This is a genomic window from Tangfeifania sp. (assembly GCF_055108615.1).
Genome location: NZ_JBSQIC010000007.1, coordinates 1 through 22,231 on the forward strand (window position 1 = coordinate 1; position 22,231 = coordinate 22,231).

15 protein-coding genes are annotated in these 22,231 nt (G+C 40.5%); 6 read left to right on the forward strand and 9 right to left on the reverse strand.

Annotated features, from left to right (window positions below; translation table 11 throughout):
* Nucleotides 1–80: 80 nt before the first annotated feature.
* The 3 genes from ACTCNA_RS02790 to ACTCNA_RS02800 form a co-directional block, all read right to left on the reverse strand.
* Nucleotides 81–2,969, reverse strand: coding sequence for a sugar-binding domain-containing protein (locus ACTCNA_RS02790; protein ID WP_462946376.1), 2,889 nt, complete (start codon nucleotides 2,967–2,969; stop codon nucleotides 81–83).
* Between the two features lie 100 nt (nucleotides 2,970–3,069).
* The gene (locus ACTCNA_RS02795; protein WP_462946377.1) at nucleotides 3,070–3,477 is read right to left on the reverse strand and encodes a hypothetical protein; all 408 of its coding nucleotides are present in this window, start codon (nucleotides 3,475–3,477) and stop codon (nucleotides 3,070–3,072) included.
* Between the two features lie 74 nt (nucleotides 3,478–3,551).
* The gene (locus ACTCNA_RS02800; RefSeq protein ID WP_462946378.1) at nucleotides 3,552–3,812 is read right to left on the reverse strand and encodes a UPF0175 family protein; all 261 of its coding nucleotides are present in this window, start codon (nucleotides 3,810–3,812) and stop codon (nucleotides 3,552–3,554) included.
* Between the two features lie 127 nt (nucleotides 3,813–3,939).
* Here ACTCNA_RS02800 and glyA point away from each other — a divergent pair, with 127 nt between their 5' ends.
* The 3 genes from glyA to ACTCNA_RS02815 are packed head-to-tail and all read left to right on the forward strand — an operon-like array spanning nucleotide 3,940 to nucleotide 6,468.
* On the forward strand, nucleotides 3,940–5,220 hold the full coding sequence (gene glyA / locus ACTCNA_RS02805; RefSeq protein WP_462946379.1) for a serine hydroxymethyltransferase: 1,281 nt from the start codon (nucleotides 3,940–3,942) through the stop codon (nucleotides 5,218–5,220).
* A 9-nt stretch (nucleotides 5,221–5,229) separates the two neighbouring features.
* Nucleotides 5,230–5,985 (forward strand): sulfite exporter TauE/SafE family protein, encoded by a 756-nt coding sequence (locus ACTCNA_RS02810; protein WP_462946380.1) that lies wholly within the window; start codon nucleotides 5,230–5,232, stop codon nucleotides 5,983–5,985.
* 36 nt (nucleotides 5,986–6,021) lie between these two features.
* Nucleotides 6,022–6,468, forward strand: coding sequence for a GTP-binding protein (locus ACTCNA_RS02815; protein WP_462946381.1), 447 nt, complete (start codon nucleotides 6,022–6,024; stop codon nucleotides 6,466–6,468).
* On the opposite strand, the gene ACTCNA_RS02820 is transcribed toward ACTCNA_RS02815, so the two are convergent.
* The 5 genes from ACTCNA_RS02820 to ACTCNA_RS02840 form a co-directional block, all read right to left on the reverse strand.
* Complete coding sequence (locus tag ACTCNA_RS02820; RefSeq protein WP_462946382.1) at nucleotides 6,465–7,394, reverse strand: AEC family transporter; 930 nt, start codon at nucleotides 7,392–7,394, stop codon at nucleotides 6,465–6,467. The two genes, ACTCNA_RS02815 and ACTCNA_RS02820, sit on opposite strands and share 4 nt — an antisense overlap.
* The gene (locus tag ACTCNA_RS02825) at nucleotides 7,379–7,984 is read right to left on the reverse strand and encodes a beta-phosphoglucomutase family hydrolase (protein WP_462946383.1); all 606 of its coding nucleotides are present in this window, start codon (nucleotides 7,982–7,984) and stop codon (nucleotides 7,379–7,381) included. Before ACTCNA_RS02825 ends, ACTCNA_RS02820 begins: the two co-directional genes overlap by 16 nt.
* 167 nt (nucleotides 7,985–8,151) lie before the next feature.
* Entirely contained in the window at nucleotides 8,152–9,444 is a 1,293-nt protein-coding gene (locus ACTCNA_RS02830) for an ATP-grasp domain-containing protein (RefSeq protein ID WP_462946384.1), read from the reverse strand.
* An 18-nt stretch (nucleotides 9,445–9,462) separates the two neighbouring features.
* A complete protein-coding gene (locus ACTCNA_RS02835; protein WP_462946385.1) occupies nucleotides 9,463–11,454 on the reverse strand; it encodes a CocE/NonD family hydrolase in 1,992 nt (663 codons plus the stop codon).
* A gap of 175 nt (nucleotides 11,455–11,629) precedes the next feature.
* The gene (locus ACTCNA_RS02840; protein ID WP_462946386.1) at nucleotides 11,630–12,436 is read right to left on the reverse strand and encodes a 3-keto-disaccharide hydrolase; all 807 of its coding nucleotides are present in this window, start codon (nucleotides 12,434–12,436) and stop codon (nucleotides 11,630–11,632) included.
* Nucleotides 12,437–12,630: 194 nt separating this feature from the next.
* Between ACTCNA_RS02840 and rhaB the strand changes: the two genes are divergently transcribed.
* A complete protein-coding gene (gene rhaB / locus ACTCNA_RS02845; RefSeq protein ID WP_462946387.1) occupies nucleotides 12,631–14,106 on the forward strand; it encodes a rhamnulokinase in 1,476 nt (491 codons plus the stop codon).
* Nucleotides 14,107–14,253: 147 nt separating this feature from the next.
* Entirely contained in the window at nucleotides 14,254–15,132 is an 879-nt protein-coding gene (locus ACTCNA_RS02850) for a MerR family transcriptional regulator (RefSeq protein WP_462946388.1), read from the forward strand.
* A 442-nt stretch (nucleotides 15,133–15,574) separates the two neighbouring features.
* Here ACTCNA_RS02850 and ggt read toward each other — a convergent pair whose 3' ends face one another.
* On the reverse strand, nucleotides 15,575–17,263 hold the full coding sequence (gene ggt, locus ACTCNA_RS02855) for a gamma-glutamyltransferase (protein WP_462946389.1): 1,689 nt from the start codon (nucleotides 17,261–17,263) through the stop codon (nucleotides 15,575–15,577).
* A 144-nt stretch (nucleotides 17,264–17,407) separates the two neighbouring features.
* Here ggt and ACTCNA_RS02860 point away from each other — a divergent pair, with 144 nt between their 5' ends.
* Complete coding sequence (locus ACTCNA_RS02860; protein ID WP_462946390.1) at nucleotides 17,408–22,135, forward strand: protein NO VEIN domain-containing protein; 4,728 nt, start codon at nucleotides 17,408–17,410, stop codon at nucleotides 22,133–22,135.
* The last annotated feature ends 96 nt before the right edge of the window (nucleotides 22,136–22,231 follow it).

The window sequence follows — 22,231 nt, forward strand, 5'->3', positions numbered from 1 at the left end:
GAGAACCGTTCTCTTCAAAAAGAACGGTTCTATCCCGAACTAATACATTTCCTGCTAAACCCGTACATCATCCACTTCTATTAGTACGAAATATTTCCAATGGTTTGAATATTTTTTTCGGTAGGTTTTGTTGAAAACAGCGTATTCAATCCTTCGGGAGAAATTGTTGTTGATGGTTGAAAAGCATCGGAATTCATGTAATCCAGAATGCTTTTGTACAGTTGCCGTGCTTCCGGTTTTTCCTGAACAGCTTTCAAGTCCGACATGCAAACCAGCAGTTTCCCATCGCCCACGTTAAATTCGAAAATCAATCCCAGTTTGTGGTTCCGCTCAATGTTGTCGATTACCTGAACGAGTGTCTGGTAACCTTCGGGTGCCAAATCGAGGATAAACGGACGGCTCTTTTTTACAATGGGCCACCATTGCCAATTGCTGTGAAATTCAGTTGGAAATGAGTTGAAAAGCGGATGATCGGGGTTGGTAAGAATTCCCATTGTTCCCGGCGAAACCGGTTTATTCATGCTTTCCGAAATGCCTTTAAACATTTTGTAGTTCCAGAAATCAGTAGTGAAAAGTCCGCCAACCGAATAGGCCTCAAATTTTTTATGGTCGGGGAAAAGCAGCACTTTACCGCCTTCTTTCAGGGTGTTTGTGACTTCGAAATCCGTCTCATCAGCAATCAAAATATCTGTGGGGACGGTGATGTTATCATTTTCAGGATAAACCCAAACCGGATAACTGTTTTTATACGCTGTTCCCGGAAGAGTGATTTCAAGCGTAAGTTTTTGCGGACTTTCAATTTCAGAAAGCGAAAGTTGAATGGTATTTGTTTCTGATAAAATTCCTTGCGGAATTGTACTATTTTCTGAACCATTTGTAATAATTTCTCCATTGGCATTTTTCAGCTGCCAACTTACTTCCTGGTTCTGCATATCACCGGAGGAGTAGTTGGCCACCTGAATTTTTGCAGTAAACGTTTCAGCAGTTGTCCAGCAATATTTTTCCATAATCAGCAGCGGGACCACGCGATTATTGAATTCCGAAAATTTTTCCGGAGAAATCAGTCCTTTGCTTTCCATAAATGCATCGAGCATTCCCACCAGTGCAGTTCCCTGACCGGGAAAATCCTGCAGGTCGAGCAACTGAAAACCGCCAAAACCGGGTGTGCGCAGCGCCATTTCAATGTCGGCGCGGTAACAGAGTGCACTCAGTTTTCCGGAAGCTTTGAAAAAATCATCGGCCTGGTCGGCCATGCCGGCGGCTTCCAAACGACGCTGAAAAACTTCAAGGTTCCAGGGTTTCAACACACCGGTGTATTTTTCAATTTCATCAAAATTGGGATACACCTGAAACTGCGCTATTTCGTGGCCAACAACCGGAACCGAACATTTGCTGATGGCTTCAGCATAATTTCTGTCGGTTGAAGGATAGACCCCGTTCAGGTAGCCGCCTTCCCAGGCATCGGCAAACGAAAAGGAAGCCCGCACGTGAGTACTGTATGAGTTATCGGTGTCGGCACCTACGCGGCAGGTGACAAAAAAATCTTCGCCTTCTGCCTGGCCGCGTGTTCCGAGGTAATTATTCGAACCATATGCAAACAGCTTTTCAGGTGCCAGCGCCCTGAGGTACTCCACCATTTTTTGCATTTGGTCGAAACTGCCACTAAGCTCATTTCCCAGTGCAAACATGACAAATGAAGCGTGGGTGCCATATTCTTTCAGAATGTTTTCGCCTTCGTTTATCAGGAATTCATTTAACCCGGAAGGATCGTTATCTTTCAAATTTCCCCAGAAAGGCAACTCGGGCTGCATGTAAATTCCTTCGATGTCGGCAGCGATGAAAGCAGCTTTTGGCGGAGTCCACGAATGGTATCGGTAGTGGTTGATGCCATACGATTTGGCAGTTTGAAAAAGTTCTTGCCAGTGCACCACATTCATTGGTGGATAGGCGGTTAGGGGGAATACACAGGCGTTGTTTTCGCCGCGTAAAAAGGTGGTTGTTCCGTTAATGGTAAACTGGGTGCCGGATGTTGAAAACTCACGAAACCCAAAATCGGTTTGCAGGTTGTCGGTACTTTCGCCGGCTTTTAATTCTGCGGTTAATTTGTAAAGTGCCGGATTGAATTCACTCCACAATTGCACTTTTTCTCCCATCGGGTATTTCAGTATTATCCGGTTTTGGCCCGGATTTAAAGTAACCTCGTAGGTTTTGCTTTTCGGGTTGTGTTTTTCGGAAGTGTTCCACGCCGAAGCCGAAAGTTCAACCTTGGCCTGCTTTTCTGTTTCACCACTGTAAAAAATGCTCAAAGTTGTAACCGCTTCTTTTTGTTCAATATCCGGAACCACCTTCACCGATTCGATGTAATTTTTTGCCCTGGCTTCCAGTTCAATATTGCCGATAATTCCATTCCAGTTGGTTTGGGTGTGCTCCGTCCAGGCGTGCGAACCTTTAATTCCATCCGGAACCGAATTTTCACCGTTGTCCACTAAAATGGTAAGCCGGTGTTTGCCGGGTGTTAAAGCATCTGTCAGGGTATATTTTTGTGGCGAAAGAATAGTTGAGTTCTCACTGATAAAATGTTCGTCAACCCAAACTTTTGTGGGTTTTGTCCGCTCGAGTGTCAGAAAAATTTCTTTCCCGCTCCAGCTTTCATCAATCTCGATTTCTTTTTGATACCACGCCCGGCCTTCGTAAGTTCGTTCGCGCGACAAACGCATGGTTTCTTCTTGGTTGGTATTCGGTATTCCTTTGTTGTTTTCATCCAGTGTGCCGGGCAACTCAACCGTTTCAGTCAGCGAATTTTCAAACCATTTTTGCTGAATGCCTGTTTGCGAAGAATCGAGTGCAAACTGCCATGTGCCGCTCAAATCCATAGTTTCACGTGCAGATTGAAATTCGGTGTTTGTGCACGAGAGAAAGGTTAATAATCCGAGAATTGATAGGAAAAAAAAGTTCGTTTTGGTTTTCATTTTTGTTAAAATTGATTGTCAGAAAAATTGCTTTTTAATTATGACTCCGGAATTTCTGAAATTGCCTAACCGGATAGCGGAAATATAAGAATACATTCAGTCATTTTAAAAATTTTAGATTGATGCTGTAACCCACAATAAAAATGGTTGTAAAAATGGCATTGGTTTCTGAAAAAGCCTGTGGGTTTATCCACAAAACCGGTAGAAACAATAGTATAAGTTGGGCAAAAACATAAAGAAAAAATCCGTCGCGGTGGAGTTTCCACATGCGAATGGCCCCTGTAAGCGAAAGGGCAAACAATGCCATTAGTAAAGTAAAATAAACCGGCGAAATTGCTTCCACCGAATGCCATGAGGAATATTCAATTATGAGTTCCGAAACCTGTTCGAAAAAAAGTGAAGCCAGAAAGTAGCCGATAAAAGCGATTCCACTCCCGATGAAGGTTAAAATGCACAAAACATTTAATAACGCAGGGCGGGAAACATCTTTTTCATCATTTCGCTGCATTTATATTTTTTTTTCGTTATTATCTTCGAGGATTTGATTAAGTAATTCCTTCCCGTAATATCGTTTGTGTTGTATTAGCTGAGTTTTTCAACATCATTCCTAATATCGTAAATTGTTAGATTGGAAATCGGGATATTGTTTTCAGCAAGAAGTGTTTCAAATTTCAACTTTGTAAGCCCGGAAATTTGAGCGGCTTTTCCGATTGTTATTTTTTGCTGATTATAAAGCTTGACAGCAAGAATTATTCTTAGCTGTTGTTCCAGCTCTTTTTCAGTTTCGTTTAATGTTAAAAGAATATCAGCAGGGAATTTCACAGAAATTGTTTGCGTATCCATTTTTAGTTATTTATAATACACCAAAGTTTAACAGTTCAAAAATAGTGATTTTTTCAGGAGTTTAACACCCTCCGGCTTTTTTAAAATGTATTACCTTTGAGTTTTAAAATTTAAAAGATTACACAGAATGAAACGAGATACGCAGGTTTTTGATATCATCCGGAAAGAAAAAGAACGCCAGTTGGGCGGGATTGAATTGATTGCATCCGAAAATTTTGTGAGCGACCAGGTGCTGGAAGCTATGGGATCGGTAATGACCAACAAATATGCCGAAGGTTACCCGGGAAAGCGTTATTACGGGGGCTGCCAGTTTGTTGACCAGACTGAACAACTGGCCATCGACCGGATAAAAGAATTGTACGGTGCCGAATGGGCCAACGTGCAGCCACACTCGGGAGCGCAGGCCAACCAGGCGGTTTTGAGTGTGATACTGAAACCGGGAGATACTTTTCTGGGGTTGGATTTATCGCACGGAGGCCACCTTTCTCACGGTTCACCGGTGAATTCATCTGGAATTCTGTACAACCCGGTTGCCTATAAAGTAAAAGAAGACAGCGGTTTGGTCGATTACGACGAGATGGAAGCGCTGGCAAAAGAACACAAGCCCAAACTTATAATCGGTGGTGCCTCAGCCTACAGCCGCGAGTGGGACTACAAACGCATGCGCGAAATTGCCGACAGTGTGGGAGCACTGTTCATGGTGGATATGGCCCACCCGGCCGGATTGATTGCTGCCGAACTGCTTGACAATCCTGTGAAGTATGCGCACGTTGTTACTTCAACCACGCATAAAACATTGCGCGGCCCGCGTGGCGGAATTATTCTGATGGGAGAAGATTTCGAAAATCCGTGGGGTGTTACAACCCGCAAAGGCACGGTGCGTAAAATGTCGTCGCTGTTCGATTCTGCAGTTTTTCCCGGTCAGCAGGGCGGGCCGCTCGAGCATGTAATTGCATCAAAAGCAGTAGCCTTTGGCGAAGCGCTCGATCCTTCATTTAAAGAATACCAGGCGCAGGTGAAAAAGAATGCACAGGTGATGGCACAGGCTTTTATTGATATGGGTTACAAAGTGATTTCCGGTGGAACCGACAATCACTCGATGTTAATTGATTTGCGTACAAAATATCCCGGAATTACCGGGAAGCAGGTGGAAAATACCTTGGTTCAGGCTGAAATAACTGTCAATAAAAACATGGTTCCGTTCGACAGCCGTTCTCCGTTCCAGACATCAGGACTGCGCGTTGGAACTCCCGCCATTACTACCCGCGGGGTGAAAGAAGATTTAATGCCGGTAATCGTTCAGCTAATCGATGATGTTATTGGAAACATTGAAGATGAAAAAATGCTGAAAGCAGTGGGCAAAAAAGTAAAACAGATAACAAAAGATTATCCGCTATTTGCATATTAATTTCGGGGCATGGAATGGTACATGATTCTTGCACTTATTGGAACGGGGCTGGTGGCCGGGTTTATTAATGCCAATGCCGGAGGTGGTTCCATGCTCACCATGCCACTCCTGATGTTTCTCGGTTTGCCTGCCAATGTGGCCAACGGAACCAACCGTGTGGCCATTTTGCTGCAAAATGTGATTGGAGTTCGCACGTTTCACCAGAAAAAAGTACTGGATTATTCTACCGACTACCGCCTGGCAATTCCTGCAATTGTTGGTTCGGTTATAGGCGCTTTGTTTGCGGTGGAAATCAATGAGGAACTGCTGGAAAAAATTATTGCCGGATTAATGGTGCTGATGTTGTTTGTTGTGGTGCTGAAACCTGATGTGTGGGTAAAAGAAAGGGCTGGCGCTGTCAACCCCAAACCAACTTTTTGGCAATACATTATTTTCTTTTTTATCGGTCTTTACGGCGGTTTTATTCAAATGGGTGTTGGTTTTTTTCTGCTGGCCGGATTGGTGCTCGGATGCGGGCATAACCTGGTAAAAGCAAATGCCGTGAAAGTTTTTATCGTTTTGATATATACCGTTTTTGCACTGGGGATTTTCATGTTTCACGACCAGGTGGACTGGAAAGCCGGACTTATTCTCGCTGCAGGAAACATGATTGGTGCCTGGGGCGGGGCACATTTTGCGGTAAAAGGCGGGGCAAAATATGTGCGTTATGTGTTGATCCTTTCCCTGATTATTGTTATTTTGAATTTGTTTGGTGTGTTTGGGTGACGCGAATTCCAATTCGCGTATTTTTAAATCAGCGGAATGGAATCCGCTGTACCCGGAAACAACGTAAAAATGAGTCAGCAAAGCAAAATATTGGTTACCGTCATCACCGGTTTTCTCGGGGCCGGGGAAACCACATTCATTAACCGCATTTTAAAAATAAATCCTGAAACACAGTTTGCGCTGGTGGAGAATGAATTTGGCGACGTGTCAATTGATACGCAACTGATTAAAGGTGTGGATGCCACCCGGCTTTTTGAATTGAAGGACAGTTGCATTTGCTGCACCATAACCAATGAATACGAAGGAATTTTAAAGGAGCTGGCCGAACGCTTCCCGCATGTGGAGCACCTGCTGATTGAAACTACGGGAATTGCCGATCCGGTTTCGGTAATCCGCCTTTTTTTAAGGGATGATGAGTTAAACGCATTATACAACTGGAACGGTTGCGTTTGCATGGTTGATGCCCTTCATTTCGATAATTAGCCCACAACCACCATCCAAAGCGGAATAATAATCATCGACAATAGAGTACTCAATACCACAATTCGCGCCATAAGTGTTGTTTTAAGCTTGTACTGAATCGACAGGGCGTAAGGAGTTAAACCCAGTGGCATGGCAGCATCGACGATAGTAGCTTTGACCTGATCTCCCGGCAGGGGTGAATACTGAATGACGAAATAAAAAGCAGCCGGTAAAATTATCATAGCCACTACCGACCAAACCAAAACCTGTTTCCATTCCCCGATTTTCCCCAGTTGATGCATTCCCAGAAATATTCCCAGGGAAAATAGAACAACTGCCGTTACCGAGTCGGAAAATAAACCAATGGTTTTTTCTAAAAAGCCGGGTAAACTGATATTGAACAAAACAATGGCCAGTCCGGCAAAAACAGAGAGGAGTAAAGGATTTTTGAGCAGGCTAAGCAGTAATTTCTTCGCATTAATTTTCTGATGACCGTAAACTTCAATTAAAATCAGGGCAAGCGTTAACATCCAGAAAACATAAACAGCTGAAATTATGGCTGCTACCGGAAGGATTTCATCGCCCCATGCATTCCGCAAAACCGGAATTCCGAGGTAAGCTACATTTCCGAATGGGAGAATCAGAAAAAGTGACCTTTTCATATTGGCAGACAGTTTGAAAATCCAGGCAATTGGAAAAGCCAGCAGAATGGAGATGATAACATACACCGAGTTGGTAATAATTAAAGGTGTGTAGTTGTTTTCACCGATTTCGAGGTGCATCAGCGAAGTAATTACAAGCGCCGGAAAACCAATCCACAGCGCGTATTTGTTCAGGATGTCAATCCAGTGTTCCGATGAGGCTTTGGTGCGTGAAAACAGCACTCCTGCAAAAATTACCAGGAAAAGGGGCAGGACTGTTTCAAATGCAACTACGAGTGGTCCCATTCTCCGTAATTAATATGAGGCCGCACATCGGTAACCATCATGCCGGCTTTTTTGGCGGCTTCAATTCCCAAATCACCGTCTTCAAACACCTGGCAAGCTGTTGGTTCAACTCCCATCAATTGTGCGCATTTCAAAAAAGTTTCGGGTTCGGGCTTGTGGCTGGTCACATCATCGGCCGAAACTATAGCATCAAAATAGTCGGCAATTTTAAGTGCGCCCAGTTGCACTTCTGTACTTTTGCGGCTTGCTCCCGTACCAACCGACATGGGCAGTTTACCGTGAAATTCTTTTACAATGGCAATTATTTCCTGCACGGGTTCCAGCAGTTCTGCCGAATTCCAGAATGTTTCCTGTTTCAGTTTTACAATGTCTTCCGGATTGGCCGTGAGGTTATATTTTTCAACAATGTGGCGCGCAAACTCTATGGTTGGGCGGCCTGTCATTTCGTGTACAATCTGTGTGTCGAATTTGAACCCGTACGTTTCGCCCACTTTGTTCCATGTGGCAACATGCACAGGCAACGAGTTGGATAATGTGCCGTCGAGGTCGAATATCAGCGCTTTGGCTTCAGGATGAACTTGTAATGTCATATTTTTTTCTTTGCGGTCAAAAGTAATACAACTTACCGGAACAATCCGCTGCAACCTATGTTTTCAATAAGATTTGTCATTTTGGTTTTTGTTGATTGGTGCTTGTTTCTTATTTCTCTTGTTTTGTTATTTACTGTTTCCGGTGTGGTTATTTTTGCCCCTGTTTGTCAATGCAATTGCGTTTGTTCATCGTATTCAATATCGAAAGTTAAGCCTTCGAGGCACTGGTTGTATTTTTTTACCAGTTCGCGCTGGTCGCGGCCCCCGATAAAAATGTTGGCCAACTCGTAGCTGTAGCTGTCCTGCCCCTGTAATTCGTTAAGGTGCATTCCGTTTTTTACATGCAATTTTATTTCCAGCCCGGGAATAAACTTTTTAAGGATTCTTATTTCATCATCGCCGGGGGCCTTTTTAACCTTGCCGCTTTTGAAGGTTCGCAGCATAAAATTGGCAGCCTTGTTAAATTCACCATTCATTTCCATAGTTTTGGGTTTTTGACCCAAAGCCAGCGATAACATAACGTAGTGGTGCGAAATTCCATGCACTTTTTCAAAAATATCGGTGTGGGCCTGCGAAATCCGGGGATTGATTTCCAGGAAGTAAACCTCGTCGGCCGTCTGGTTGTAGAAATATTCAATATTGAATGGCGAATTGTTCAGCCCCAGTTGGGTTACCACTCGCCGGGTAATATCGGCCATCCTGAACTGGATTTCCTGCGGGAGCGATGACGGGTATTCGTATCTCCCAAACGATGAGCGGTCCTCGTCCCTGATGGAATCCACAATGCCGTAAACCACCACATTGCCGTTATAAACATATCCTTCAACGGTGCACTGGTGGCCGGTAATGGGGCTTTCGGCAATGCAGGTTTCTTCCATTTCAGCAAACTCCTGGGGCATGTTGAAGCGTTTCATCAGGTAGTTGAAAGGCTCGGAAATAAAGTTGATGTGCTTTTTAATTTCCTCCATGTACTCGTAAAACTGAGCTTCGCCGTTAATGCGATAGGCAAGGAACGACCGGAATGATTTTATGGGTTTGACCCAGTAAGGTGCAACCATGCCCAGTTCTTTGTAAACATCTTTTTTAAAGGGGTCGAATGCTTTAAAAACCGGGATGTGTTCATCGATAACCTTGCTTTGTTCCAGACGGCTCCAGTATTTATTCTCGCATTTCATGATGCTTTCGAGCGACGGCCCCGGAAGTCCGTATTTTTCAGCTATTATAGGCAGCAGGGTTGTTCCCGGGAAATCGTAATAGCTCACAATGGCATCAATTTTCCCGTGTTTGTCAATGCGGTCGAAACAGGTTTGAATTAACTTCTCCATATCGTATTTTTCTACCTGCCGCATTTCTGAAATTTCGAGCGCCGGTAAAAAGTCACATTTATCGGCACCGGGTATCCGTTGTAGTTTTTTTAAGTTGAAAGGATCGAGTCCTATTACAAATACTTGTTTTTTCATTGTCGTTTTTTTTAAGTTTTACAAATAATCTCTTTTAATCCGCTCGTCCCACGATTTGCTGAAAACTCTCACATCACCCTCGTAGGCATCCAAAGTAGCCCTGATTATGAAGTGGGTTTTTGTTGATGTGAGAACGGTGCGGGTTTTGGTGTAAACTGCCCAGTCGTTGCGTTTAAAACTGCGTTCGCTAATCACTTCTCCCCTCAGCGTATCGTAGTTGTAACTCTGGTACGAATATTTTTCTGTTACATCTTTCTGAACAGCCCAGTTTATGTCGTTAATTTTGTACTGCGCATCGTTGTTGATAACTTGCAGGGTTACTTCGTTCGTAGCCAGGTTGTGAATTACCTGCCATTCTCTTTTAGGCGGCACCAGGAGGGTTGTTTTCATTATATCTTCCAAATCGGGTTTGCCCAAATCAGTTAACTGGTCATCTTCTTTCCCGTCGCTTCTGATTGGCAGCGTAAGATAACAATTATCGGGTTGAATAGTGAGTGTAACCGGCTCAGGCGACGGCCACACCAGCGGCCAGTATGAGGTTGACAGCGACAAACGTATTTTATGTCCTGCCCTGAAATGCTGGGCAATGTGGTTTAGTTTTAGTTTGATGGTATATTGTTGGCCCGGATTCAAAAACTCCGGATTTTCATCGCTGTCGCGGTGGGTGAGGTTCAATACGCCGTAAGTTATCCGTGTTGCCCGTCCGTTTGGAGCCACATCCGAAATTCGTGCTGCAATCATGGCAATTGGTTTATCGCTTTTCAGTGAGAGCGTGAGTTCCGTGGTGCCAAAAATTTCAATTTCTTCTTTTAACGGAAGAGTTTCAAAAACCAGGGCACCGCCATCCTCTTCCCGCTGATCGCTGGGCAGATCGGTTGAAGCTGCATACGAACACCACTTTCCGGCAAACAATCCTACACTTAGCGGACTTTGAATTTTCAACGGATGGTCATAATCAGGCAGGTCTCCGTAAAAATCAATCTCGCCGTTTTTCAGTTTCATTTTTTTCATCGATACATTTTCCGATGGGTACTGTTTTTCGGCCACCCATTTACCCGGTCTTTTTACTGATACCGGCGAATCAAAATCCTGCATCCAGGCACGTAACATCGGTTCTTCGTCAATCCCGTTTTCAATGCCTTTCAGCCAGCGGTCCCACCAACGGAGTGCTTCGTTTAAAAAATCAATTGTCGGGCCCGGCCCTCCGAGGTGCGGGTATTTATGTCCCCACGGACCAATCAACCCCTTGCGTGGTACTTTCAGGTTTTCCATCAACCTGAAAACAGCATTGGAATACCCGTCGGCCCAACCGCCAATGGCATAAACCGGGCATTCAATTTTGTCGTAATTGAGAAAAACCGAGGCATGTTTCCAGTAATCATCAAACCGCTGGTGCTCCAGCCATTTTTTTAACCACAGGCCGCTGCCTTCGAGCCGTTCAAGCCACATATCTTTCCATCGAGTGCCCACAATTTCGGGGTCGGGAGGGCAGGAGTTGTAAGCAAACATGGTGGATGCCCACGAAAGATTATCGGTGAGCAGGTTGCCGCCCATGTAATGCACATCGTCAGAATAGCGGTTGTCAGTTGAAGCCACTGTGATTACAGCTTTCAGCTCAGGCGGGGTAAGTGCGGCTATTTGCAATCCGTTGAACCCTCCCCACGAAATTCCAATTATCCCGATATTTCCGTCACACCAGGGCTGTGCGGCAATCCAACGGAGGATTTCCAGTCCGTCATCGAGCTCCTGCTGCAGGTATTCGTCGCGTAAAATTCCTTCCGAATCACCGCTTCCGCGTATGTCAACCCGCACCCCGGCGTAGCCGTTCCGGGCAAAGAAATCATACGTCTGCGCATCGCGCACTGCTTTAAAATCCCTTTTCCGGTAAGGGATATATTCCAAAATGGCCGGTACCGGATTTTCTTCAGCCGTTTCGGGTATCCATACCTTGGCAGCCAGCTTGTTCCCGTCAGAAACAGGTATCCAGGTGTTTTCAATAATTTTATACATATTGTATAGCTTTTAACTGAATGATTGAAAATGCAATTGATTTTTTTCCCTAAAATAATAACTTTCTTTTCAAGGAGGGAGATAAAACAGGGCACAGAGTCATTTTTTTGTTTTTATGAATTTTTTTGATAAAAATGGCGAAGCTGGCGTTTGATGTGGAAAAGAATCTGATTTGTTAGTCAAGCGGTATCAAGTCAACGCGGCGAATAAATATTTCAGCGCTTTCCGATTGAATCTGGATTTGGCCTTTTGACGGACGCACCTTTGTGGCTTTATTGACCAACTGGTTGTTGAGAAGAATGGTGAGTGTTTCTCCATCGGCAATGCACTCCAGCGTGTTCCACTCGCCAACAGGTTTTTCAACGTCGTTTTTCCCTCTGAATCCAAGTTCGTCTTTCCAGTCAGGATCGCGTTTTAGCCAGTTAATACGACCGGAGTTAATGGTTACTTCTTCACCATTGGGTTGAAAAACGTAAGAGTTGCCCTGTTTTTCGGGGGCAACGGTGGCGGTAATGCTGAAGCGGTCGCTGCCATCGCCCACAACAATTATGTCGCCTGTACCGCCTTCTATTATTTGTGCCTCAATGGAGTGCATCCAAATGCCTGCCGAGCCGCCGTCTTCTCCCTGCGAATGAAGTAGCAGGCCACAGTCGCGCGCATTTTCGAGGCGCGGGTAAAATACTTCGTCGCCCCATTTGTATTCCACAACTATGCGATAATTTTCAAATGTTCCGTTGGTGGTTATGCAGCCCCATTCTTCGCCCGAAATCCGGATCATCCCGTCTTGAACAGTGAATACATTTTTTGGATCGTTGTTTTTTCCACTGTGTTGCAAATAGGTGTACCAGCCGTCCAGGTTTTGGCCGTTAAAAAGATGAATGGTGTTCCCGGATTTAAGTTCACTTGTTTGTGCGGAGCTGCTTGAAACTGAAGAAATCAGAAATAAGATGCCTAAAAAATTAATAAATATTTTTGTTGCCATAGTTTAAGTTTTACATTTAACAAAATTCGTTTAAAAAAACCAGAAAGTCAATACTGTTTGTAAAGTTATTTAGTTAAAAAGAGAAACAGGTATAGAAATCGCTTTGTTTTTTCAGATATTTCATTTTTCATGAAGGAGCAGGATAGGATTTCCGGGCGTAAAATGTTATTTTGTGAACAATAAAAAACGCAAAAATGGATAAAAACTACTTTTTAGCATTCGATTTGGGAGCTTCGAGCGGCCGGGCAATTTTAGGTGTACTGAAAGACAATAGATTAGAGCTGACCGAAATCCACCGGTTCAAAAACCAGATGACACGGATTCACGACCATTATTACTGGAATATTTTCAATTTGTTTGAAGCGCTGAAAACAGGATTGAAAAAATGTGTTAATGAACATGGCATTCAGCCGCTTTCGTTTGGTATCGATACCTGGGGAGTGGATTATTCGCTGGTGACCCGAAACGGCCAGCTGAGTGGTTTGCCCTATGCTTACCGCGATCATCGAACCGATAATATGATGGATGAATTTTTCAGGATTCTGCCCGAAAATGAAACTTACAAACTGTCCGGAATTCAGTTTTTGCAGTTCAATACATTGTTTCAGCTGTTTTCATCGGTTCTGAAAAATGATCCTGCGTTAAAAATAGCCGAAGGAATGCTCTTCACGCCCGACACGTTGAACTACTTGTTTACAGGTGTTCAAAAAAATGAATACACAATTGCCAGTACATCGCAGTTGCTTAAACCGGGAAAAGCAGAATGGGAAACTCGCCTGTTCAAAGCTGCCGGAATTCCTGAGAAACTGACCCGCGGTATTGTTGAGCCGGGAACTGTTTTAGGGCTGGCTTTGCCGGAAATTGACGAACAAACCGGTTGCGGCGAACTGGCCTGTGTTGCCGTTGCTTCGCACGATACCGCTTCTGCGGTGGTGTCGGTTCCTGCCGAAGGTGAAAACTGGGCTTACCTGAGTTCGGGCACCTGGTCGTTGCTCGGTATTGAAAGCCCGGAGCCGCTGGTGTCGGAGAAAACGCTGGAAATGAATTTCACAAATGAAGGCGGTGCGGAAGGCACTACCCGTTTCCTGAAAAATATTATGGGCATGTGGCTCATTCAGGAATGCAAACGGGTGTGGGATGAAGAGAAAGAAATAAACTGGCAGGAGATTGTGGAGCTGAGCCAGTTGGCTGAGCCGTTTAAATGCTTCATAAATCCTGATGATGCAGGATTTCTTAATCCGGGAAATATGCCACGCGCCATTCAGGAATATTGCAGAAAAACCAACCAGCCGGTCCCCGAATCGAAAGGTGAAATTGCACGCTGCATTTACGACAGCCTGGTGCTGAAATACAGATATACCATCCGGCAAATTGAATCGGTTACAGGAAACAGAATTGAAAAACTGCACATTATTGGTGGCGGGGCAAATAACGAAATGTTAAACCAGCTAACGGCCAATGCACTTGGCATTCCGGTAGTTGCCGGTCCTGCTGAAGCTACGGCTGTTGGTAATATTATGATGCAGGCCAGGGCGATGGGATTTGTTGGTTCGCTGAAAGAAATCAGGGAAGTGGTGAGAACTTCATTCGATGTAAAAACGTATTCACCCTCGCCAAAGCTCGACTGGGAAAAAGCTTTCGCAACTTTTGAGAGTTTAGACATTATTTAACCGACCTTTACAGAAGAATTTTTTTAAATTTTAATTCAGGCTTTTTTCGGAAAAAACAATATTTGTTTAGAATTTGTGTTTTTAACTTTAAACAAAATTGTGGTGGTGCTGTTTTATTGATTAAGCTAATTGACAAAACAATGAAAAATGAAGGAATCCGGATATTCGATTAAAGACCTGGAAGTATTGTCGGGCATAAAAGCCCACACCATACGGATATGGGAAAAACGTTACAATCTTTTAATTCCGAAACGAACTGATACCAACATTCGATATTACAGCGACGCAGATTTGAGGAAAATGCTGAACGTTTCGATGCTGGTCCGAAACGGCTATAAAATTTCAAAAGTGGCCCGCATGGGCGAAAGTCAACTTTCAAAAAAAATATTAAGCCTTACTGCGCAAAAAGCAACGGAATCGGATTACATCGACCGGCTGATTTTGCACATGGTTAATTTTGATAACAAAGGGTTTTACAACCTTGCCAGCGAAATTATCGATGATAAAGGATTGGAAGATGCCGTATCGAAAATTTTTTTCGATTTTTTTGTGCGGGTGGGCACTTTCTGGCAGGTAGGTTCCATTTTTCCGGCACAGGAGCATTATGTGTCAGGAATTTTCCGGCAAAAACTAATTGCCGAAATTGATAAACTGGGCATTGAAAGCACCCGCGACAGCACCATCCTGTTTTTCCTTCCTGATGGAGAATTGCATGAAATGAGCCTGCTTTTTTATTCTTACCTGGCCCGTAAAATGGGGTACAATGTTATTTACCTGGGGCAGTTTGTGCCCTTCCAGGATTTAAGCAAAATTCAGGAACATGTGAAAATTGATTTTGTGTTTACAGCCTTTATCAATTCTGTTTTGAAAGAAGATTTGGAAAATTACCTTAAACAACTTAAAGGATTATTTACTGGCCAGAAAATATTTATTACCGGCTGGCAGCTTCAGCTGCACCAACCCAGTTTGCCCCGCAATGTAAAAATTGTAAAAGATTACCACGAGTTTAAAAAGTTTTTCCGTTAAACCGGGACACGGACTTTCCTAAGTCCGTGAAAAAAGCAATATCGATTGTGTTTCAGAAATACTTTGGGATAGGAAGTTCAAAGCTCAAACTGTTTATTTATTTTTACCCGTTTCGGTTAGTGTCAGTCAACTTTGAAATGTCATTTCGAGTGTTCACCTAATCTTATTAGGCAAACTGAAACAATGACAGATTCCGGCAACTGTCATTTCGATACCGAGGACTCGGGAAGGAGAAATCTGTTTCAAATTCAGAGATTTCTCACCCGGAATACCGGGATTCGAGATGACACGAGGATGTGATTTTATAATTATTCTCATTATGAGTTCTTTATAAAATCTGTTATTCGTACCTCAGGAAGAAATCTGTTAAAATATTGAGATTTTTCATCTTTGTACTTCATATTCGAAATGAGAGTACTGGGCAATTTATTTTGATATGAAACTAATACCCCGCAGCCTGTCCGTCTTTTCGCGATTCAGATGCACCAAAATAGACTTTATTTTCATTGTCCCGCATTATGGCCTGATAGCCGCCATAAGCACCGTGCGAAAACTGAATGGTGTGCCCTTTGGAAATCAGTTCGCGAATGGTTTCATAATCGAATCCGCTTTCGAGGAAAACAGTTCCACCGTCGGTCATTTTTTCGCCGGTGGGCTGGCTTGAGCCTTCGTGACGAATACGTGGCGCATCACCGGCTTCCTGGAGGTTCATGCCAAAATCAACAATGTTGCAAACAATCTGGGTATGTCCCTGTGGCTGCATCCCGCCCCCCATCAGTCCAAAGCTGATGAACGGTTCGCCGTCTTTGGTGATAAAAGCCGGAATAATGGTGTGGAATGGCCGTTTGTGCGGTTCGTACACATTCATGTGGCCTTCATCGAGCGAAAACAGTTCGCCGCGGTCCTGCAAAATAAAGCCGAGCTTACCGGGAGTCATTCCCGAACCCATTCCGCGGTAGTTGCTTTGGATGAGCGAGACCATATTTCCGTCTTTGTCAGCAGTGGTCAGGTAGATTGTGTTTCCCTGTTCAAGCTCGCCCGCAGGGTAGCTTCGTGCCGCGCGTTCGGGGTTGATTAGTTCAGCACGCTCTTTCCCGTATTGTTTTGAGATGAGTTCATCGATGGGGAGATCATTAAAATCAGGATCGGAATAAAACTTGGCGCGATCTTCAAATGCCAGTTTTTTGGCCTCAATGAACAGGTGCATGTACTCAGGACTACCAAATCCCATTTCGGCGATATCGTAATTCTCCAGAATATTCAACATTTGCAGTACGGCAGTTCCCTGTCCGTTGGGGGGCAGTTCCCACACATCGTAACCACGGTAATTGGTGGAAATCGGTTCCACCCATTCGGAGGTGTGATCTTCAAAATCCTTCATGCTTAAAAAACCACCCTGCCTGCGAACGTAGTCAACAATTTTTTCAGCGATTTCACCTTTGTAAAAAACATCGCGGCCTTCCGTTGCAATCAGTTCCAGCGTGTTGGCAAGGTACGGATTTTTAAAAACATCGCCTTTTTGGGGGGCTTTTTCGCCCGGCATAAATATTTCCTGAAAACCCGGGAAATCTTTCAGGATTTCGGCATTGCGTTGCCAGTAGTAGGCAATTACTTCGGTGAGTGGGAAACCTCCGCGGGCATAATTAATGGCGGGCGAAAGGATAGTTTCCATGGGAAGTTTACCGAATTTATTGTGCAGCTCAAACCAGCCGTCAACAGCGCCGGGCACAGAAACCGGCAAAGGACCGAGCGCCGGGATACTTTCATAATCGTTTTCTTTGAAATAATCGAGGGTGAGTTCATAGGGGGAACGTCCGCTGGCATTCAGCCCGTACAATTGTTCCGTTTCGGCATCCCATACAATGGCAAACAAATCTCCGCCAATACCATTGCCCGTGGGCTCCACAAGTCCGAGAACCGCATTGGCTGCAATGGCCGCATCGATAGCATTTCCACCCGATTTTAAAATATCGAGCGCTGCCTGCGTGGCCAGTGGCTGACTGGTACAGGCCATGCCGTTTTGCGCGATTACTTCACTGCGTGTGGCAAAGTTCAATCCGTTTATTCTGTCTTGTGCCAGTAACTGCAAGGTGAGCAGGGTGATGAAAATGGTGAAGATTGTTTTTTTCATTGCTGAATGATTTTATTAAAGTATTGTTGAATTGTCAGTTTTGTAAAATTAGTAAAATTTATTGCCGTAGAAAGATTTTGTTCTGCCGGTGAATTTTTATCTTCGTTATCTATAACTCTATATTTTGCAAGATAAACTAAACCTATGATAGATTTCATAAAATCAAAATTAGAAATAAGAAAAAAAGATTATTTAAATGATTCTTTAAGAATTCTCGAAGATTACCGAAAAGAAAAAGAGAAAATTGAAGAATACAATGGAAGACAACTTCTTGAAATGCTTCAAAATGCTGATGATGAAGCAATAACTGACAAAGAAAAAACTTGCTTTATTAAACTTACAGAAAACCAACTTACAATTGCTAACAATGGTCGGAAATTTTCAGAAGGTGGCATAGAATCATTGATGTATAGCAATATTAGCCCAAAGGTAAAAGAACAAAATAAGGTTGGACAAAAAGGATTAGGCTTCCGTTCTATTTTAAGTTGGGCAAATAAGATTTCTATTAAAAGTTACGATTTTGCTGTTGAATTCTCTGAAGCTAATGCAAAAGAATTTCTTAAAAATCTTATAAAAGAAAAGCCAGAAATAAAATCTCAACTTAATGAGAAAGAAAAAAACGAAGAGTTTCCTATTGCAATATTGAGATGTCCAAAAATAATAGAAAGCATCCCTCAAAATTCAAATTTATATGACACCTACGTTGTTATTGACCTTAAAGAACAGCAAACAAAAGAAGTTCAAGAGCAAATAAATAATGAAATCAATAAAGAAGTTTTACTCTTTCTTAATAATCTTGAAAAGATAATTGTTGAAAGCCCTGAAAGAAATTTTGAGATAGAAAAAGAAATTATTGAAAGCCAAGCTATAATTAGAGAATTTGATTATGATAATAATGAAACGGTTGAAAAAATATGGAATTTAAAGTCAAAGAGAGGTCAACACAAAAACAAGAATTATGAACTCAAAATTGTTTGGAACGATAAACTTGATGATAAAATTGGTAGATTATATTCTTATTTTAAAACAAATGTAAAATTCCCCTTCCCTGCTTTAATTCACGGAACATTTGAATTAACCTCAGACCGTAATCATTTTACACCCAAAAGTGAGCATAATACTTTTTTGATTGATGAATTAATCCAGTTGCTCATTGACACAGCATTAGAAATTTCAAATAGCGAAATTTCATATAAGCCATTGAATTTGTTAAGTATTCAGGGTAAAGAAAATTTTGATACATTCTTTGATGACAATGGTTTTTCAGAAAAACTTAAAAATAAAATTAGAGAAAACAAAGTCTATCCAACAATATCGAATGAGTATTTTTCTTATGATTCAAAACCTGTTTATTATAAACACAATTACGCAGAGATTTTACCTGCAAGCAAGTTCCCAAATCTTCTTTTATTTACTGACGATGAGAATGTCAAGGAAACAATTAACTGGGTTGGATATTATACTTATAAAATTGATTCCTTCTTCAACACCATTTCATTAATATCAAAAAGTTTAGGTATTGACAAACGAGCAAAATTGATTTCATATTTAACATCTGATTTTAGCCACTCTGAAATTTCTAGAAAAGAACTGCCAAATATTTTCATTGACCAGGACAATCAAATTATTGAATCCGATTCAGAGATTTTTCTTCCCCCAAGTGGTGTAAGGATAGAAATTCCTATTAAACTGAATTTAAAGATTATAAACTCTGAACTTTTTGCACAACTGAAAAAAATATATGGTTCTGAAAATGCAGAAGTGATTGAAGACAAATTGAAATTATTCGGAATAAAAGTTTATCGTTTTGGTGAAATCTTTAGAAGAATTGTATCAGACTTTAACAATAATACAGACAAAACGAAAAGCAAAAGAGAATCAATCAAATATTTATTATCCAACCTTTATGATTTATACAAACTGAATAAGGATAAGGAAAGTATTGACATTAACATTCCTTCAAATATTTCAATTCCAATTTTGAATAAAAACAACGGAGAAACAAAGGTTAGTAATGTTTACTTGGGGAAAGACTATGAGAACAAGCTTTGTGAAATTCTTTATGAATATGATAAAAGTAAATTAGTCGGAAGCCCCAAAACTTTAGGACTTGACGGAAAAGAAAATACTAATGAATTCCTAAAATGGCTGGGAGTTGCAAAATACCCTAGAAAAAGAATAATTACAGCCGAAAATGAATATGGTCAATATGCTATCAAGCAATTTCCTTATAAAGAGAAAAATATTTATGGATACGATGCAACACTAACCTCTTATAGAAAATTAGAGCAAAAAGGGTATTGGATAAATGAAATTAAAGTCGAAACAATTGAAGATTTAGTAAGCATTTTAAACAATAATTCAAATGAAAATATTTTATATTGGTTCAATATTGACAATAGAATAACAGAAGTAACAGAAACTAATCCAAATTGTCAAATTAAATTTTCAATTACAAGTAAGCAATACTATGCTTACGTTAAAAGTGGAGATTTACAGTCATATTTATTGTGGAAAATCAAAAACACAAATTGGATTGAAACTGAAACTGAGAAAAAATCCAAACCAACAGATTGTTGTATTTCAAAGACAATTACAAAAGATTTTACCCCTTTTATAGAAATTCCCAAAGTCAAGTATGATAGCCAATTATTCAAAGACACAAAATTATCAAAAGATGACATTGATTATTTTCTTTTAAAAGTTGGGGTAAATAAGGAAATCAGTGATTTTTCTACCGATACAATTTATTCAATGTTATCAAATTTACACAACATTGATAAGGTCGGTAAAAAGGCGAAAATAATTTATCGTGAATTAGCAGAAAATCTTGATGACAGAAAAATTGACAAAAACGCTAATGAGTATCAATCATTTATTGAGAATGGTTTGGTGTATTGTGAAAAAAATGGCATATTTTCTTATGAAGCTACAAAAAATGTTTATTATGTTGAAGATAAAACATTTGGGGAAGATATAATAAACCAGTTTTACACTATTGAGATTGACAGAAGAAAAGGAGATAGAAAAGTAAAGGCACTTTTCGGGGTTACACCTTTAGAAAATTTGGAATTCATCTTATACACTAACCCAGTGTTGCACAAATTAAACGACCTTTTTCAAAAGGAGATAGATGTATTAAAACCATATTTCTATGCATTTAGATTATTAAAAGACACTGATGGAAAAGAACTTAACTGGATTAAAAACAGTAAAATAACCTTATGCACAAAAATAGAACCAACATATAGTCATAATGGCGATGAGAAGGAATTTAAGTTAAAACCTTATGAATTTATATACATTGAAAAAAAGAATGAAGTCTATTTATTGATTGAAGATGAAAGAAAATATAATACATTAGCTGATTTTCAGTCTGATTATAAATTTGCAGATTCAATCGCCGAGATTTTTAGTAGCGTAGTCAAGGTTGATACACACCGAAGTAGTTTTAGGGAATTATTTAAAGAATCAAGGATTAATAGAAGTTATATTATAGAAACAGAATTAGACGATAAAAATCTTGAAAAATTAAAGACCGCCAAGAAAAAACTTAACGTAGTTGATGACCCAAAAATCCAATTTTGGTTTTCAATTCTATCAACTCTAAAAAAAGACTACGATTATCGCAAATACAAAGATGATGATTTTGCTTATTTAGTCCGTTCAAAAATTAATATCAACATAAATGACATAAAACTTAATTATGAAGACATAAATGACATTTCGAATTTTTCCGCAATTATCATCTTGTTTTCAGAGTTAAAAATCGACATTTCTGACTTTAATAAAAATTCAACCGTTGCATTAAATATTATTCCATATTATAAAGATGTTATTCTTCAACTAAAGAATGACTATCAAAATCGTTTCGATGTATTGTTATATCAGGATTTGGAAAAAAAATCTATTGAAGAAAAAGAAAAGTTCCTTGACCTGCAGTCACAATTTGAAACGTTTAATCAATTAAACCTTGAAAACAGTGTTAAAATTGACATTGAATTGATTTTTATTGAAACAATAAAACAGGAATTTCAAGTTGATTTATCCAATGAACATGAATATATTAATCTCACTGAGATTTACCAAGAAAATAAGAATGAATTAATTAGTCAGATAAAACCATTAAATAGAACCATCCTAAATGAAATTATTGATAAAGAGAATTTTAATAGTCTGATATACTTTGGTGAGTATAACAATATCATTAATGGATACAATGTCTTACTTGAAAAGAAAGAAGATAAAAAGGAGATACACTTTAATAACAGAACATTAAAAATACAGAAAGATGATTTTGAAGAATTATATCAACAAATTACAAATCAAGTCCCAATCACAAAAATTGAAAAAATAAAAACAACAAAACCGGAGCTTTCGATTGATAAAGAATCTAATGGCAAATCAAAAGGATCTTTTAAAAGCAGGCATACTTCATCTGACAAAGAAACATTAGGCTATATTGGTGAGATTATAGTTTTTGAATCATTAAAAAAGAAGTTCGGGCCAGATAATGTTATTTGGGATTCTGGATTTGCAAAAAAAGCAAACATTAATCCTAAAGGTGATGATAATAAACATTACGATATAAAATATAAAAACAGAAATGGTAAATGGAATTTCATTGAAATAAAAACAACAACCTCTGATAAGCTGGAATTTAAAATTTCCAATTTAGAAGTAAATTTTGGCATTGAAAACAAATCCAATTATGAAATAATGATTGTTATAAATGCCTTGGCTGAAAAGAAAAATAGAAGAATTAAAAGACTAACAAATCCATTCAAATTTAGCAAAGATGAAACCTTTACTAACAACTCAAAATTCCTTGTTAAAAATGACAATTTCACGATAAGATTAAATGAAGAATAAAAGAAATTCATATAAAGGTTTGAATTTATTATCAAATTAAACTTCAATAGTTTTAAAACTAAATGACTATTTAAATAATGTTTGTATAAACTACAA

Excerpts from the sequence above, each read along its gene's own strand:
- ACTCNA_RS02800 (WP_462946378.1), bottom strand. The coding sequence starts at position 3,812 with ATGGATACGCAAACAATTTCTGTGAAATTCCCTGCTGATATTCTTTTA.
- ACTCNA_RS02810 (WP_462946380.1), top strand. The coding sequence starts at position 5,230 with ATGGAATGGTACATGATTCTTGCACTTATTGGAACGGGGCTGGTGGCC.
- ACTCNA_RS02795 (WP_462946377.1), bottom strand. The coding sequence starts at position 3,477 with ATGCAGCGAAATGATGAAAAAGATGTTTCCCGCCCTGCGTTATTAAAT.
- ACTCNA_RS02860 (WP_462946390.1), top strand. The coding sequence starts at position 17,408 with ATGATAGATTTCATAAAATCAAAATTAGAAATAAGAAAAAAAGATTAT.
- ACTCNA_RS02840 (WP_462946386.1), bottom strand. The coding sequence starts at position 12,436 with ATGGCAACAAAAATATTTATTAATTTTTTAGGCATCTTATTTCTGATT.
- ACTCNA_RS02790 (WP_462946376.1), bottom strand. The coding sequence starts at position 2,969 with ATGAAAACCAAAACGAACTTTTTTTTCCTATCAATTCTCGGATTATTA.
- ACTCNA_RS02835 (WP_462946385.1), bottom strand. The coding sequence starts at position 11,454 with ATGTATAAAATTATTGAAAACACCTGGATACCTGTTTCTGACGGGAAC.
- ACTCNA_RS02825 (WP_462946383.1), bottom strand. The coding sequence starts at position 7,984 with ATGACATTACAAGTTCATCCTGAAGCCAAAGCGCTGATATTCGACCTC.
- ACTCNA_RS02815 (WP_462946381.1), top strand. The coding sequence starts at position 6,022 with ATGGAATCCGCTGTACCCGGAAACAACGTAAAAATGAGTCAGCAAAGC.
- ACTCNA_RS02850 (WP_462946388.1), top strand. The coding sequence starts at position 14,254 with ATGAAGGAATCCGGATATTCGATTAAAGACCTGGAAGTATTGTCGGGC.
- ggt (WP_462946389.1), bottom strand. The coding sequence starts at position 17,263 with ATGAAAAAAACAATCTTCACCATTTTCATCACCCTGCTCACCTTGCAG.
- rhaB (WP_462946387.1), top strand. The coding sequence starts at position 12,631 with ATGGATAAAAACTACTTTTTAGCATTCGATTTGGGAGCTTCGAGCGGC.
- glyA (WP_462946379.1), top strand. The coding sequence starts at position 3,940 with ATGAAACGAGATACGCAGGTTTTTGATATCATCCGGAAAGAAAAAGAA.
- ACTCNA_RS02820 (WP_462946382.1), bottom strand. The coding sequence starts at position 7,394 with ATGGGACCACTCGTAGTTGCATTTGAAACAGTCCTGCCCCTTTTCCTG.
- ACTCNA_RS02830 (WP_462946384.1), bottom strand. The coding sequence starts at position 9,444 with ATGAAAAAACAAGTATTTGTAATAGGACTCGATCCTTTCAACTTAAAA.